This window comes from Labrenzia sp. PO1 (genome assembly GCF_012273635.1).
In the GTDB taxonomy this organism is placed as follows: Bacteria; Pseudomonadota; Alphaproteobacteria; order Rhizobiales; family Stappiaceae; genus Roseibium; species Roseibium algicola.
This window is the reverse complement of record NZ_JAAXCR010000004.1, coordinates 136,162-151,217: the sequence shown is the minus strand read 5'-3', so window position 1 is coordinate 151,217 and position 15,056 is coordinate 136,162. Positions and strand designations below refer to the sequence as shown.

At 60.7% G+C, this 15,056-nt stretch carries 15 protein-coding genes; 12 read left to right on the top strand and 3 right to left on the bottom strand.

Features of this window, described 5'->3' with window-relative positions; genetic code table 11:
* Positions 1-101 precede the first annotated feature (101 nt).
* From HCG46_RS20770 to HCG46_RS20750, 5 genes are all read left to right on the top strand, one after another.
* Entirely contained in the window at positions 102-2,384 is a 2,283-nt protein-coding gene (locus HCG46_RS20770) for an NADP-dependent malic enzyme (RefSeq protein WP_023002443.1), read from the top strand.
* A 176-nt stretch (positions 2,385-2,560) separates the two neighbouring features.
* Complete coding sequence (locus tag HCG46_RS20765; RefSeq protein ID WP_168687279.1) at positions 2,561-2,848, top strand: GIY-YIG nuclease family protein; 288 nt, start codon at positions 2,561-2,563, stop codon at positions 2,846-2,848.
* 230 nt (positions 2,849-3,078) lie between these two features.
* Positions 3,079-3,735, top strand: coding sequence for a phosphoribosylanthranilate isomerase (locus tag HCG46_RS20760; RefSeq protein ID WP_023002441.1), 657 nt, complete (start codon positions 3,079-3,081; stop codon positions 3,733-3,735).
* Between the two features lie 32 nt (positions 3,736-3,767).
* Positions 3,768-4,973 (top strand): tryptophan synthase subunit beta, encoded by a 1,206-nt coding sequence (gene trpB / locus HCG46_RS20755; protein ID WP_168687538.1) that lies wholly within the window; start codon positions 3,768-3,770, stop codon positions 4,971-4,973.
* A gap of 328 nt (positions 4,974-5,301) precedes the next feature.
* Positions 5,302-5,472, top strand: a complete 171-nt coding sequence (locus tag HCG46_RS20750) for a DUF1127 domain-containing protein (RefSeq protein WP_023002439.1) — start codon at positions 5,302-5,304, stop codon at positions 5,470-5,472.
* 12 nt (positions 5,473-5,484) lie between these two features.
* On the opposite strand, the gene HCG46_RS20745 is transcribed toward HCG46_RS20750, so the two are convergent.
* Positions 5,485-5,736, bottom strand: coding sequence for a hypothetical protein (locus HCG46_RS20745; protein WP_152508984.1), 252 nt, complete (start codon positions 5,734-5,736; stop codon positions 5,485-5,487).
* Between the two features lie 207 nt (positions 5,737-5,943).
* Between HCG46_RS20745 and HCG46_RS20740 the strand changes: the two genes are divergently transcribed.
* From HCG46_RS20740 to HCG46_RS20720, 5 genes are all read left to right on the top strand, one after another.
* Complete coding sequence (locus tag HCG46_RS20740; protein WP_168687278.1) at positions 5,944-6,138, top strand: hypothetical protein; 195 nt, start codon at positions 5,944-5,946, stop codon at positions 6,136-6,138.
* A gap of 136 nt (positions 6,139-6,274) precedes the next feature.
* Entirely contained in the window at positions 6,275-7,108 is an 834-nt protein-coding gene (gene trpA, locus HCG46_RS20735) for a tryptophan synthase subunit alpha (protein WP_023002436.1), read from the top strand.
* 92 nt (positions 7,109-7,200) lie between these two features.
* On the top strand, positions 7,201-8,157 hold the full coding sequence (gene accD, locus HCG46_RS20730; RefSeq protein WP_168687277.1) for an acetyl-CoA carboxylase, carboxyltransferase subunit beta: 957 nt from the start codon (positions 7,201-7,203) through the stop codon (positions 8,155-8,157).
* A 137-nt stretch (positions 8,158-8,294) separates the two neighbouring features.
* Complete coding sequence (locus HCG46_RS20725) at positions 8,295-9,611, top strand: folylpolyglutamate synthase/dihydrofolate synthase family protein (RefSeq protein WP_031269969.1); 1,317 nt, start codon at positions 8,295-8,297, stop codon at positions 9,609-9,611.
* 33 nt (positions 9,612-9,644) lie between these two features.
* Positions 9,645-10,907: a hypothetical protein gene (locus tag HCG46_RS20720; protein ID WP_168687276.1), complete on the top strand. Its 1,263-nt coding sequence runs from the start codon at positions 9,645-9,647 to the stop codon at positions 10,905-10,907.
* Between the two features lie 200 nt (positions 10,908-11,107).
* Here the strand turns inward: HCG46_RS20720 and HCG46_RS20715 are convergent, their stop codons facing one another.
* Positions 11,108-12,025, bottom strand: a complete 918-nt coding sequence (locus HCG46_RS20715; RefSeq protein WP_075283231.1) for a bifunctional helix-turn-helix domain-containing protein/methylated-DNA--[protein]-cysteine S-methyltransferase — start codon at positions 12,023-12,025, stop codon at positions 11,108-11,110.
* A 161-nt stretch (positions 12,026-12,186) separates the two neighbouring features.
* Positions 12,187-12,648: an Lrp/AsnC family transcriptional regulator gene (locus tag HCG46_RS20710; RefSeq protein WP_023002430.1), complete on the bottom strand. Its 462-nt coding sequence runs from the start codon at positions 12,646-12,648 to the stop codon at positions 12,187-12,189.
* Between the two features lie 131 nt (positions 12,649-12,779).
* On the opposite strand from HCG46_RS20710, the gene rocF reads away from it, so the two are divergent.
* Together rocF and HCG46_RS20700 are read left to right on the top strand one after the other, a co-directional pair.
* Positions 12,780-13,721 carry an arginase gene (rocF, locus tag HCG46_RS20705; RefSeq protein ID WP_168687275.1) on the top strand — a complete coding sequence of 314 codons (942 nt, stop codon included), beginning with the start codon at positions 12,780-12,782 and terminating at the stop codon, positions 13,719-13,721.
* A gap of 11 nt (positions 13,722-13,732) precedes the next feature.
* A complete protein-coding gene (locus HCG46_RS20700; RefSeq protein WP_062485961.1) occupies positions 13,733-14,818 on the top strand; it encodes an ornithine cyclodeaminase in 1,086 nt (361 codons plus the stop codon).
* The last annotated feature ends 238 nt before the right edge of the window (positions 14,819-15,056 follow it).

Below are 15,056 nucleotides of genomic sequence, written 5' to 3'. Positions count from 1 at the left end.
ACCAAGGGCCTATTCCATCTTGGCTTGAGGCTTCATTTTCCAGGGGATAAGGTCGTGCTCCCGCCCCGTAAAGAGAGCGCGCAAGAGGAAACGCCCAAACCATGTCCGCCGACAAGAAACCGACCAAGACCAATGTCAGCTTCACCGACCAGGAAGCGCTGCAATTCCACCAGGAAGGCCGCCCCGGGAAGCTGGAAATTGCGCCCACCAAACCGATGGCGACCCAGCGCGACCTGTCGCTGGCCTATTCGCCCGGCGTGGCGGTGCCGGTGCGGTCGATCGCGGAAGACCCCAGCCGTGCCTACGACTACACCACCAAGGGCAACATGGTTGCGGTGATTTCCAACGGCACGGCCATTCTGGGCCTCGGCAATCTGGGCGCGCTTGCCTCAAAGCCGGTGATGGAAGGCAAGTCTGTCCTGTTCAAGCGCTTTGCCGACGTCGATTCCATCGATCTGGAAGTCGATACCGAAGAGGTCGATGAATTCATCAATGCGGTCCGCTATCTCGGTCCTTCCTTCGGCGGGATCAACCTGGAGGACATCAAGGCGCCGGACTGTTTCATCATCGAACAGCGCCTGCGCGAACTGATGAACATTCCCGTCTTCCATGACGACCAGCATGGCACGGCCATCATCGCGGCGGCGGGTCTCATCAACGCCCTTCACCTGACTGGTCGCGACATGAAGGACACCAAGGTGGTCTGCAATGGCGCGGGCGCGGCCGGCATTGCCTGCATCGAACTCGTGAAGGCAATGGGCATTCCGAACGAGAACGTCACTTTGTGCGACACCAAGGGTGTCATCTACAAGGGCCGCGAAGAGGGCATGAACCAATGGAAGTCCGCCCATGCGGTCGAAACCAAGGCACGCTCGCTCTATGACGCCCTCAAGGGCGCGGATGTCTTCTTCGGCGTTTCTGCAAAGGGCGCGCTGACGCCCGACATGCTGCGGGTCATGGCACCGAACCCGATCATTTTCGCCATGGCCAACCCGGACCCGGAAATCACGCCGGAAGAGGCGGCGGAAGTGCGCGACGATGCAATTGTCGCGACCGGGCGTTCGGACTATCCGAACCAGGTCAACAACGTGCTGGGCTTTCCCTATATTTTCCGCGGCGCGCTTGATGTTCAGGCCACCACGATCAACGACGCCATGAAAGTTGCCTGCGCTCACGCACTGGCGGAACTGGCGCGTGAGGAAGTGCCGGACGAAGTGGCCGCGGCCTATCGGGGCAACCGGCCGAAGTTCGGTCCGGAATACATCATTCCGGTGCCCTTCGATCCGCGCCTGATCCACACCATTCCGCCCGCGGTCGCCCAGGCAGCGATGGAGTCCGGCGTCGCCCGCAAGCCGATTGTCGATATGGAGGCCTACAAGCACCAGCTCTCCGCCCGCCGCGATCCTGTCGCCGGCACCTTGCAGCGGATCTTCTCCAAGGTGCGCCAGCAGCCCAAGCGGGTCGTCTTCGCCGAGGGCGAGGAAGAACCGGTCATCCGCGCAGCGACAAGCTTCGTGTCGCAGGGCCTGGGTGAGGCCATCCTGATCGGCCGCGAGGACGAGATCAAATCCATGGCCGAACGCGCCGGCATCGACATCGACCGGCCGGGCATTTCCATCCAGAACGCGCGGCTTTCCAACCGCAACAGCGACTACGCGCAGTATCTCTACGGCCGCCTGCAGCGCCGGGGCTACCTGCTGCGCGACTGCCAGCGCATGGTCAACAACGACCGCAACTACTGGGGTGCGATCATGGTCGCGCGCGGCGACGCCGATGCCATGGTGACTGGTTTGACCCGGAACTACTCCGTCGCCCTCGATACGGTGAAGGCCACCATCGATCCGAAGCCCGGTCACCGGGTCATCGGCGTGTCGCTGGCACTCGCCCGCGGCCGTACCGTATTGATCGCCGATACGGCGGTGATCGACATGCCGACATCGGAAGAACTGGCGGACATCGCCGAGGAAGCGGCGCATGTCGCACGCAAGTTCGGCTACGAACCGCGTGTTGCCATGCTGGCCTATTCCACCTTCGGCCATCCAAAGGGCGAACGCTCGGAAAAGGTCATCGAGGCGGTCAAGATCCTCGAACGCCGCCGGGTCGATTTCGAATTCGACGGCGAAATGGCCGCGGACATCGCGCTCAACATGGACCGAATGGCCGCCTATCCGTTCTGCCGCCTGTCCGGTCCGGCCAACGTTCTGGTCATGCCGGCGTTCCACTCGGCATCCATCTCCACCAAGATGTTGCAGGAACTGGGCGGCGCCACGGTCATCGGCCCGCTGCTCGTCGGCTTCGACAAGTCGATCCAGATCGTTCCCCTGGGTGCGAAGGACAGCGACATCGTCAACATGGCCGCCATCGCGGCGTTCAATGTGACGTGAGGTGGTGATTATTCCGCTGAATTAGGGGCGCTCCGATCCCGGATCTCCGCTGCGCTGCGTCCGGGATGACGAAGATAGGTCTGGTAAAACCTTTCAGTCGTCATCCCGGGCAAGCAAAGCGCGACCCGGGATCGGGGAGCCACCCCAAACCTCTCGAAACCCGGAGTGACCATCGCTTGACCGCCTGGGTCTACATCCTTGCCTCGCGCCCGTTCGAAACCCTTTACACCGGCGTGACGACGGACTTGACCCGCCGGATTTACGAGCACCGCGAAGGTCTGATTGAGGGTTTTTCCAACCGATACGGTACGAAATCCCTGGTCTGGTACGAACAGCACGAAGAGACCGGGGCTGCGATTACCCGCGAAAAACAGATCAAGCGTTGGCGCCGGCAATGGAAATTCGATCTGATCGAGGAGATGAACCCGGACTGGCAGGATCTGTATCTGGTTCTAAATCAGTAACAACTACCTTGATCTCTCGGTCGTCATCCCGGACGCAGCGTAGCGAAGATCCGGGATCGGGGAGCCCCGAAGCGCTGCTGCAACACATGGAAATCCAAAGTCCGGTGTCTCGTCGTACTCAAACCGCAAGTCACTCGACAGGGGTGCGATGGCGTGTAATTGCGCCTTTTCGCTTCGCGACAGCTAATCTTTTTTGACAAACCCTGCCCCAACGGCGATACCTCGAAACCATGTCGGATATTAAAGTCAAAATCTGCGGTCTTTCGACCGAGGACACCATGGCGGCGGCGCTGGATGCCGGTGCGGATATGGTCGGGTTGATGTTCTTCCCGAAGAGCCCGCGTCATGTGTCGCTCAGCCAGGCTTGCCGGCTGGCCGATATGGCGCGCGGCCGGGCAGAGATCGTGGCGGTAACCGTCAACATGGATCTCGACGGCCTGTCGCGTATCAACGAGCTGGTGAAACCCGATACATTCCAGTTTCATGGCGAGGAAGCTCCGGAAGCCCTGGCAGCGGCCAAGGTGATGCAGGGCACCAAGGTCATGAAGGCGATTTCGATTTCCGACCGTTCAGATCTGGAGCAGGCGCACTATTATGCTGTTGTGGCAGATCGTCTCCTGTTCGATGCCAAGCCGCCGAAAGGGTCCGAACTGCCTGGCGGTAACGGCGTTTCCTACGACTGGACGATCCTGAAAGACCTTGACCTGAAGAAGCCCTTCATGCTTTCCGGAGGACTTGATCCGGAGAACGTCGCCGAGGCGATCCGTTTGAGCGGCGTCAGCGAGGTGGATGTTTCCTCCGGCGTCGAGCGGGAAAAGGGCGTCAAGGACAGTGGTCTCATTCGCGCATTCTTGGCGGCGGCCAAGGGCGTCAAGGTTCCGGGCTGAACCCCGGGTGAAGGAGTAAACGCGTGAACGATATGGCTAACAGCATCCGGACCGGTCCGGACGATCGCGGGCATTTCGGTATTTTTGGCGGCCGCTATGTTGCTGAAACGCTGATGCCGCTGATCCTGGACCTGGAACAGCACTACAAGGACGCCAAGAACGATCTGGCTTTCAAGGCCGAGATCGAGACGCTGAACAAGCACTACACCGGCCGTCCGTCGCCGCTTTATTTTGCCGAGCGTCTGACGAAGGAACTCGGCGGTGCCAAGATCTACTTCAAGCGTGATGAGCTGAACCACACCGGATCGCACAAGATCAACAACTGCGTCGGTCAGATCCTGCTCGCCAAGCGCATGGGCAAGACCCGCATCATCGCGGAAACCGGCGCCGGTCAGCACGGTGTTGCGACAGCGACAGTCTGTGCCCGCTTCGGCCTGCCCTGCGTTGTCTACATGGGCAAGACAGACGTGGAACGGCAGAAGCCGAACGTCTTCCGCATGAAACTTCTGGGCGCGGAAATCGTGCCGGTGACCGCCGGTGCGGGCACCTTGAAGGACGCCATGAACGAGGCGCTGCGCGACTGGGTGACCAACGTCGAGGACACCTACTACCTGATCGGTACCGCCGCGGGCCCACATCCCTATCCGGAAATGGTGCGCGACTTCCAGTCGGTGATCGGCAAGGAACTGCGCGAACAGATGATGGAAGCCGAAGGCCGGCTGCCGGATGCGCTGGTTGCCGCCGTCGGTGGTGGTTCCAATGCCATTGGCCTGTTCCATCCGTTCCTGGACGACAAGGACGTCAAGATTTACGGCGTCGAAGCTGGTGGCCGCGGCTTGCAGGGGGAAGAACACTGCGCATCCCTGACCGCAGGCAAGCCGGGCGTTCTGCACGGCAACCGCACCTACCTGCTGCAGGACGACGACGGCCAGATCCTGGAAGGTCACTCCATCTCTGCCGGTCTCGATTATCCGGGCATTGGGCCGGAGCATTCCTGGTTGAAGGAAATCGGCCGCGTGGACTATGTCCCGGTCATGGACGACGAGGCCTTGGAAGCTTTCCAGATGCTCACACGTGTTGAAGGCATCATCCCGGCGCTGGAGCCGGCCCACGCGCTGGCCCATGTCGTGAAACTGGCCCCGCAAATGGACAAGGACCAGATCATCGTCATGAACCTGTGCGGCCGGGGCGACAAGGACGTCTTTGCCGTTGGCCAGATGCTGGGCTTCGATCTCTGACAGCCCGCTTCGAACGGAACCCTGGAAAACCGCGTATCGAAAGGTGCGCGGTTTTTCTTTTGGCCGCTCCGGAGTGTCATCCCCTCCGCCAAAGGAAAGACCTGGAGCCTGCTGGTCATCAATGCGGGTTTTGGATAAGGCCGACGTTGCGCTTTGACCGCGATGACAACGCGGCTTACCACCGGCCCCTAACGCCGGTTAACCAGCCCCGCCAGTTTGGAAATGCTGCAATGCAAACTTGTGCGTTGTGAATCCGCCGGGAAAGACTAAATCAGCCGCGAATGAAACAGGGTCGGCGCTATTGCCGGCCGCTTGAGGAAACCCCGAAATGGCTTTCGATCTTCTGACCGGCTTCGTCCGCGACTTTCGCGCTTCCCGCAAGGTTGCCGGCGAAATCGCACGCATGAACCACCTGAACGACGCCCAGCTTGCCGATCTCGGTCTGGAACGCAGCGAAATCACCAGCCGCGCCTTCGCCCGTCATTTCAAACGGCGCTAAGGCTGCAGCCAGTCAGGCACTGCGTTTGTAAGCAGCGCGCGGTGGCACGGCTATGGGTTTTGCCGTCAACATGGCTTCCAGCAACTGCTGGCGGCCCCGGGCGTCCAGACCGGTCGCCTGTTGTGCCAGCGCCGGGTCTGATTGCTCGGAAGAAACTTCGGCAACACCCTTGCGCTGGGCAAAACCCAGGTGAAAATCCCTCATCCGGCGCCACAGCTTTTCAGTGAAAGGCTGAGGAGCGGGTTCGAACAGGGAATGGGCCATTTTCAGCTCCTTATTTGTTTGGTGGCTCAGTGGTTCGCTCTACAATAGGTGCACGCAGTGCATTTTTCTAGGCGCAATTTGTGCACATTTCGCCTATCAGCCATGCATTTTTCGCGGGTCTGACCTGCGCTTCCAGAGCTTGCTGCACTGCAAAAAAGCCATAAGGTGCGGCCCGGTTGCGATTCCGGATCGCGGCATCAATCTTTTTTGGTTTTTGAGATGAGCACCTTGCAGGCCCTCCATATCAGCGCGCCATCGGCAGCGCCCCTCGCCACCGTGTTTCGCGGTGCCGGAAACCCGTTCACGCGCTCCGGCCGGGCGAAGCCCATGGGCAGCGAACATGTCTACCGGGCGGACGCCGCCCTGCGCGCTATCGGCCTGATCGACTACCCAAGCCGCTGACCGGTCTGGGTTCGGAGCCTGTTTCAACGCTCCGAATCTGCATGAGACAATTGACATTGCACGCACTGCCCCCGTACATCGCTGAAACGGAAACGCCCCGGAGGGTCCCGGATGGCGCGAAAAAGGGTAGCAGTGAATGACGGATACGCGTATCGACCGCCGTTTTAAAGCCTGTGCGGATGCCGGCCGGCCGGCCTTGGTCACCTTTATCACTGCAGGCGATCCGGATCTGCAGACCTCGCAAGCCCTCCTGAACGCCCTTCCGGCAGCAGGTGCCGACGTTATCGAACTCGGCATGCCGTTTTCCGACCCGATGGCCGAAGGCATCCCGATTCAGCTTGGCAACCAGCGTGCGCTGGCTGCGGGGCACACCATGGACAAGACCCTGGACATGGTTCGTGAATTCCGCAAGCAGGACCAGGATACGCCGATCATCCTGATGGGGTATTACAATCCGATCTACGTGCGGGACCCGAAGGTTTTCGTGCAGGTAGCCAAGGACGCTGGTGTCGACGGCTTCATCATTGTCGATATTCCGGCAGAAGCAGATGACGAACTTTGCATTCCGGCCCTGGAAGCAGGTCTCAATTTCATTCGCCTGGCAACACCCACCACTGACGACAAGCGTCTGCCTGCCGTTCTGGCCAACACCTCCGGTTTCGTTTATTACGTCTCCGTGACCGGCATTACCGGCGCCAATATCGCCGATACCGGTCGGGTGACCACCGCGGTCAAGCGGATCAAGGGCCACACGGACCTGCCGGTTGCCGTCGGTTTCGGCGTGAAGACCGCAGACCAGGCAGCGGAAATCGGCAAGGATGCCGACGGTGTCGTGGTCGGGTCGGTTCTGGTCAATGCCATCCGTGACAGCCTCGATGAGGCCGGCAAGGCGACTGACAAAACCGTTCAGACCGTCGTCGACCTGGTGTCCGACCTGGCCTCCGGATGCGCCCGGTCAAGAACAGCCTGACTGGTCAGCCATCGGCTGGTCTGAATTGAAGGATTTCGGACGGACCCCATATCTCCGTCCAATGGTAACTCGAGTAGCGGGACGCGTTTGACGTGAACTGGATCAATTCTATCGTACGCCCCAAGATCCGTGATCTTTGGAAAAAGCGCGAAGTTCCGGAAAACCTTTGGATCAAGTGTCCGGAAACCGGTGAAATGGTGTTTCACCGGGATCTGGAAGCCAATCTCTGGGTGATCCCGAATTCCGGTCATCACATGCGCATCCCGGCGCGCAAACGCGTTGAGGCTTTGTTTGACGGCGGCAAATACACCGAGGTCGATACCCCGGAAGTACATGCCGATCCGCACAAGTTCCGCGACAGCAAGCGCTACACCGACCGCCTGAAGGAAGCCCGCACCAAATCCGGCGAAGACGAAGCCGTGATCGTGGCCCAGGGCCAGGTCAACGGCATGCCGTTGACCATTGCCGTGCAGAACTTCGATTTCATCGCCGGCTCGCTCGGCATGGCCGCGGGTGAAGCGATCCTTGCCGGCATGCTGAAAGCGGTCGATGACAAGACGCCTTTCGTCATGTTTGCCGCTTCCGGTGGTGCACGCATGCAGGAAGGCATTCTGTCGTTGATGCAGATGCCGCGCACCACGGTCGGTGTGCAGATGCTGCGCGAAGCGGGACTGCCCTATATCGTCGTCTTGACCAACCCGACCACGGGCGGCGTCTCGGCCTCCTACGCCATGCTTGGCGACGTGCACATTGCCGAACCGGGCGCCCAGATCGGCTTCGCAGGCCGCCGCGTGATCGAACAGACCGTGCGCGAAAAGTTGCCGGACGATTTCCAGACTGCCGAATATCTTCTCGACCACGGCATGATCGACATGGTGGTGCCGCGCCAGAAGATGAAGGAAACACTGGCACGCATCTGCGGTATCCTGATGAAGCGGGAAGTCGAACTGCCGAAGCTTGAAGCGCCGAAGGAGCCGGCACCGGAAGCCGAAGCCAAGCCTGCCGAAACGGCTGCGGAGCCTGCCAAGGGCGCGGAAGCTGCCAGCTAGGTGGCTTCGTTACACGAATACGTCGCGAAAGCGGCCTGACACGACATTTCCGGGCTGTCCGCTTGTTTCGCGGGCGGCCTTCCCGTAAAGGCGTTAGTCAAACGCAACCGGGAAAAAGGGACCCTGCGGAGGGCGCCTTGGATCAAATCACGAAAATTCTGGACCGTTTGCTGGCGCTGCATCCGAAGGAGATAGATCTCTCGCTCGGTCGCATGTATCGCCTGCTGGAAGCGCTCGGGCATCCCGAACAGCGCCTGCCGCCGGTGATTCACGTCGCCGGTACCAACGGCAAGGGCTCGGTTACCGCCACCATGCGGGCGATCCTGGAAGCTTCCGGAAAACGCTGCCACGTCTACACCTCGCCGCACCTGGTTTCCTTCAACGAGCGCATTCGGCTCGGCTCGGATGGCAAATTCGTCTCCGATCCGGTCCTCTATGAGGCCCTGCACCGCTGCGAAGAAGCCAATGGCGGTGAGGAAATCACCTTTTTCGAGATCACCACCGCTGCTGCCTTGCTCCTGTTCGCGGAAAATCCCGCAGATGTGCTGCTGCTTGAAGTCGGTCTCGGAGGCCGTCTTGACGCGACCAACGTGATCGACCGGCCGCTTGCCACGGTGATCACCCAGGTTTCGATGGACCACGAGAAGTTTCTGGGTGACGACCTGTCGGTGATCGCTGCCGAAAAGGCCGGTATCATCAAGCCGGGCGTGCCGGTCATCTGCGCTGCGCAGGAAGACAGCGCCATGGCAACGATTGCGCGTCAGGCAGCGCGCAACAAGGCGCCGATCGAAGTGTTCGGGCAGGATTTCGCAGCCCAGGAAGACCAGGGCCGCATGGCTTTTCAGGACGAGGACGAATTGATCGACCTGCCTGTGCCCGTGCTTGGTGGCCGTCACCAGTTCTCCAATGCGGCTGTCGCCATTGCGGCGTTGAAGGCGGCGGGCATGTTGCCGGATGGCGATACGATTGCCCACGGCCTGAAAACGGTCAACTGGCCCGGACGGCTGCAGCCGATCACCAGCGGACCGTTGCATGACCTGTGCCCGGAAGGGTCGGAAGTCTGGGTCGATGGTGGCCACAATCCCGGCGCGGGCATTTCGATCGCCCAGTTCATGGGCGAACAGGAAGAGCGCTCACCCCGGCCGCTTTACCTCGTGTCCGGCATGCTGACGACAAAGGATCCCGTCGGATTCTTCCGTCCGTTCCACGGACTGGCACGCCACGTCGGCACCGTGCCGATCACCACGACACCCACCGCAAGGGAGCCGGAAGACCTGGCCGATCTTGCCCGCTGTGCGGGACTTGAAGCGACACCGTTTCAATCACTGGACGCAGCGCTGGCAGATGTGGCAGCTTGTGCGGCAAAAGATGGCGAGCCACCCCGGATCCTGATTTGCGGGTCGCTCTATCTGGCTGGTGAAGTTCTGGCGCGCAGCGGTCTGGCGCCGGTCTGAGGCGTCACCGGCCTCTGCCCGAGGAGGCCCTGAATGTTCGGTTTTGAAACCTGTCGCCCAAAGCTTGCAGGCGCTTTCCTGGGCGCTCTGCTCTTGAGCGTGCCTGCAAACGCGCTCACCGAACAATATGAGACGCCACCGGAGCAGGATCCGGCCACACTTCTCGACGGCAAGGAACTCGGCCCCGGCTATGCGGTTCTCTCGCCGGTGCGCGGCGACGGTTTCCTGCGGATTTATCAGGTTCAGACCGATCTCGGCGTCGAGCAGATCGAAGGCGACGGCATGCTCAAGCTGCGCCTGCACGAAATCCAGGTGCTGATTGCCCTCGACAGTCTGAAAAACGACGCCAGCTTCGTTGACGGCCTCAAGCAGGCGGCCATGAAGCCGGTCGAGTTCGTCGAAAGCACGGTGACCGACCCTGTGGGAACCGCAAAGAACACCGTTTCCGGTGTCGGCCGCATGTTCGGCCGCCTCACCAAGGGCGTCGAGGCCGCTGTCAGCGGCAAGGGCGGATCTCCGGCCGAACTTGCCAAGTCGATCACCGGCCAGGCCAAGGCCCGGCGCGAACTTGCGGTCGATGTGGGCGTCGACCCCTATACGTTCTACCGGCCGCTATCGGAAAAGCTCGACGAAACCGCCAGCGTGACCACGGCAGGCAACTGGACGGTGAGCGCAATTACCAGCCTCCTGCCGGGCGGTATCATCGTAAATGCCGCGCGGCAGGCAGACAATTTCCGCAATCTCATCGTCGACAGCACGCCAACCGAGCTGCAGGAACGCACCTCCAGCGTTCTGCGCGCCGTGGGCGTGCCGGAGGTGACGAACGCCAAGCTCATGGGCAATCCGTTCTACACGGCTTCGGAAAAGGCCGCGATCGCCTATCAGATGCAGGCAATGTCCAGTGTGAAGGACCTTTACCTGATTGCCGAAAAGGCGGCTGATGCCGACAGCCGGGATCTTGCCTATTTCCAGCTTCGTCGTGTCGTTCTCATGGAAACCTACAACAGCACGGTTTCGCCGCTGGGGGACATCAAGCTGGTGTCCGGCATCCCCGTCGCCCTGCGCCGTGACGGCATCGCCGCCATCGTCATGCCTTTCGATCATGTGGCCTGGACCCAGACCGTGGCGCAGACCTTCTCCGCCATGCACGAAGGCCTCGGCACCTTGCCCTTCCCGCCAACGGGCGTCGACTTCCTGATCACCGGAGACGTCACGCCCATGGCCGCCGAACGCATCGCCGCATTCGGCTGGGAAATCACCGGCAACTATCCGATGCCGAAAGGGCCGGTGTTTTAGGGTCTCCAGCTGTCATTCCGGACAAGTGAGGCAAGCCGAACGCAGATCCGGAATCCAGATGCTTTTCGCGCCTAAGGCGCGGCCGCTTCTTCTTTCAAGCGGGTTTCGCTTCGCTCATGCTGATGTCTGGATTCCGGATCTGCGCGCATCGATGCTGCGCTTGTCCGGAATGACGGACGGTGGGTTCATTTTGCCCCCCCTCAAACACACTCCAGAACCGGCCCGGACAAGCCGCTTTCCCAGCCGAGGATGGCGCGTTTGCGGGTGAGGCCCCAGTGGTAGCCGCCGAGTTTGCCGCCTTTTGCGAGCACCCTGTGGCAGGGGACGACGAAGGAGAGCGGGTTGCGGCCGACTGCGGTGCCGACAGCGCGGGATGCCTTCGGGTTGCCGAGGCAGGCAGCAATGTCGGAATAGGTGGTGGCCTTGCCCATCGGGATCTTCAGCAGGGTTTGCCAGACCCTGATTTCAAAATCGGTACCAATCATAACGATGTTGAGCGGTTGATCCTCTTGCCACTTTTTCGGATCGAAGACGCGCCGGGCAAATTGCGCCGTCGCATCCTGATCCTGGACGAAAACGGCTGCGGGCCAGCGCTCGCACATGTCTTCCAGGGCAGAGGTTTCCTCGCCCGGATCGGCAAATCCCAGACCGGCCAAACCCTTGTCGGTGGCCATCACCAGAACCTGGCCGAAAGGGGAAGGATGAAAGCCGTAGGCAATTGAAAGACCTGCGCCACGATTGCGGTAATCGCCAGGCGTCATGGCTTCATGGGTGACGAAAAGGTCGTGCAGCCGGCCGGATCCGGACAGGCCCACCTCGTAGGTGGCGTCGAGAACACTGGCGGACTCGCGCAGCAGCGCCTTGGCGTGATCCAGCGTGATTGCCTGCAGGAACTGCTTCGGCGTCAGTCCGGCCCAGCGCGAAAACACACGTTGCAGCTGGATGGGTTGAAGACCGGCTTCCCTGGCCAGCTGGTCCAGCGTGGGCTGCTCGCGCCAGTCTTCGGTGATCCGCTTCAAGGTGCGGCGAACGACGTCGTAGTGCTGTGCAGCCTCCTCGCCGATGGAGATCGGGGTCGGTTCGGACGTCAGGCTGGTAAGGTCGAGCGCTTTGGTCATGGTGGTTTCTTCATGCTGAACTTGAAGTCTGCTCCGATCTTAGTCGGCGAACAACAGGGGATCGACCCGATTTGCGATCCGTCTCATGATCCTTGGCGCTTTGGTACCAGTTTCCGCTTCACTCGGCCGGAATGACTGCACAGAAACCGGGACTGGCGTTCCTACCCCAGAACATCCTTGAATTCGCTGGCCGAAACCGCCGGTCCCTTGCGGGTGGTCAGAAGCAGGCTCGTCTCCGTGCCGGTAATACCCTCGATCAGGCGAATGCGATTGAGAGCATCGTCAAAGGCAGCAAGATCGCGTGTGGCGACGTCCAGTACCAGATCCCACTTGCCGTTTGTGGAATGGATCGCGCGAACCTCCGTCATGGCGCTGAGCGAGCGGATCACCGGTTCGGTGTTGTGGCCGTCTACGACCACCAGCGTCACCGCGCGGATCGGCAGGTCGCGCCAGTCGTCGCGCAGGACGGCGGTAAATCCCAGGATTTCTCCCGTGTCGACCAGCTTCTCCATGCGAGAGCGCACGGTGGCGCGTGAGACCTTCAGATCACCTGCCAATTCGGACACTGACCTTCGCCCGTCATGGCGCAGAAGCGAGATCAATCGAAGATCCAGATCGTCCATTTTTTCATTCCGATAAATTGAGCTTATCAAAATGATAAATCTGGCTGCTCTTTTGATCAAGTGTCCGGATTTACTCCGCCGCGGCGTTTCAGCACACTTTTGACAGTTGAATTTTGGGGGCGGAGCAGGACGTGAACGTCGTTGAGAAACAGATTGTGCTGGTTGGAGCTCCGGTGGATGAAGGCGCCGGTCAGCGCGGCTGCCTCATGGGACCGGACGCCTATCGAACCGCCGGCCTGCAGGAGACGCTACAGGAACTCGGCCATTCGGTCGTCGACCACGGAAATCTGAGCCCGGCGGAGGTTGGCAGCCTCACCCCTCCCAACAGGATACTGCGGAATTACCGCGCCTATGTTGCCTGGACCCGGGCGCTCCACCAGAAGGCGGCGGAACTTGGCGAAGGCCCCGGTTTTCCGATCTATCTTGGGGGTGATCACGCCATGGCGGCGGGCACCGTTTCGGGTCAGGCAAGGGCGGCAGCCGCACTCGGGCGCCCGCTGTTCGTGCTTTGGCTCGATGCGCATTCGGATTTTCATACGCTGGACAGCACCGCCAGCGGCAACCTTCACGGTACGCCGCTCGCGTTTCTGTGCGGCCTGCCCGGATTTGACGATCTGCTCGGCAGTCCGCTGAAACACACCCTGAAACCGCAGAATGTCGAGATCCTCGGCGTTCGCTCGATCGATGATGCCGAGCGCAACCTGCTGGTCAGCCACGGCGTCGGTGTCAGCGACATGCGCCGGATCGACGAGGAAGGCATCGGCACTCTTCTGAAGCCGTTTCTGGAGCGCGTAAGGGCCGAAAACGGCCTTCTGCATGTCAGCCTGGATGTCGATTTTCTGGATCCGTCAATCGCCCCGGCCGTCGGCACCACCGTTCCGGGCGGCGCGACCTTCCGCGAAGCCCATCTGGTGATGGAGATGCTGCATGACAGTGGTCTCGTCACCTCTCTCGACCTGGTCGAGCTCAATCCCTTCCTGGACGAACGCGGAAAAACTGCGCGTCTGATGGTCGAACTGACCGGCAGCCTGTTTGGCCGCCGGGTCTTCGACCGGCCGACAAGAAGCTTCTAGAGGACCGAACAATGTCAAACAGCCCCATCAATCTCCTGCCGTCGGATCTGGCCTATGTGCCCTTCGTCAGTGTCGACAACATGATGCGCAATGTCCGCGCGATTGGCGTTGAAACCTTCATGCGTGGCATCGCCGAATATATCGAGCAGGATTTCCTGCGATGGGAAAGCTTCGACAAGAAACCGCGTATTCCGGCGCATGCGCCTCAGGGTGTCATCGAGCTGATGCCGACCAGTGACGGCAAGACCTTCGGCTTCAAGTATGTCAACGGTCATCCCGGCAACACCCGTGATGGTCTGCAGACTGTTACCGGCTTCGGTGTTCTGTCGAACCTGACGACCGGCTATCCGGTGCTGTTCACCGAGATGACCATCCTGACGGCCTTGCGCACGGCAGCCAATTCGGCACTTGCCGCCAAATACCTGGCACCCAAGGGGTCCACCACGATGGCGATCATCGGCAATGGCGCGCAGTCCGACTTCCAGTGCCTGGCGTTCAAGGACATGCTCGGGATCACCGACATCCGCGCCTACGACATTGATAGCGCCGCCAGCTTGCGCCTTGCCCGCAACCTCGCCAATTCCGGCCTGAACGTGACCATTTGCAAGACGCCGGAAGATGCGATCGAAGGCGCGCAGATCATCACCACCGTAACCGCGGACAAGAAATCGGCGACGATCCTGACTGACAACATGGTCGGCACCGGCGTTCACATCAACGCGGTCGGCGGCGACTGCCCGGGCAAGACCGAGCTGCATCGCGATATCCTGCTGCGGTCCGATATCTTTGTCGAGTTCCCGGACCAGACTCATATCGAAGGTGAATTCCAGCAGCTCGACCGCGATCATCCGGTTACCGAACTCTGGCAGGTCTACGCCGGCAAGGCCGAAGGCCGCACTTCGCAGGACCAGATTACGCTGTTCGACAGCGTCGGCTTTGCCATCGAGGACTTTGCCGCCCTGCGCTACGTCCGCGATCTTCTGCCCAGAACCGGTCACTTCGAGAAGCTCGACCTGCTGGCTGATCCGGACGACCCGCGTGACCTCTACGGCATGGTTCTCCGGTCTGCGGCCAATGGAGACAACCAGGCAGCGTGACCTGAGATCACGTGATTGTAGCAAACTGGACCACCGCTTCGGCGGTGGTTTTTTCTGGCCTTGGTCAATCGGCCTCTACCCCCTGCTCTCGAGGGAAAGAAACGGTTCCGGCAAGCACTTGTGTCATCCCGGGCAAGCATGGCGGAACCCGGCCCGCGTGGTTCAGGGTAAGAAGTGGGACCCGACAAGGGTAATGCCAAAAAACGCCTGACATCAGTCACGTATTTTAAGGTTTTCG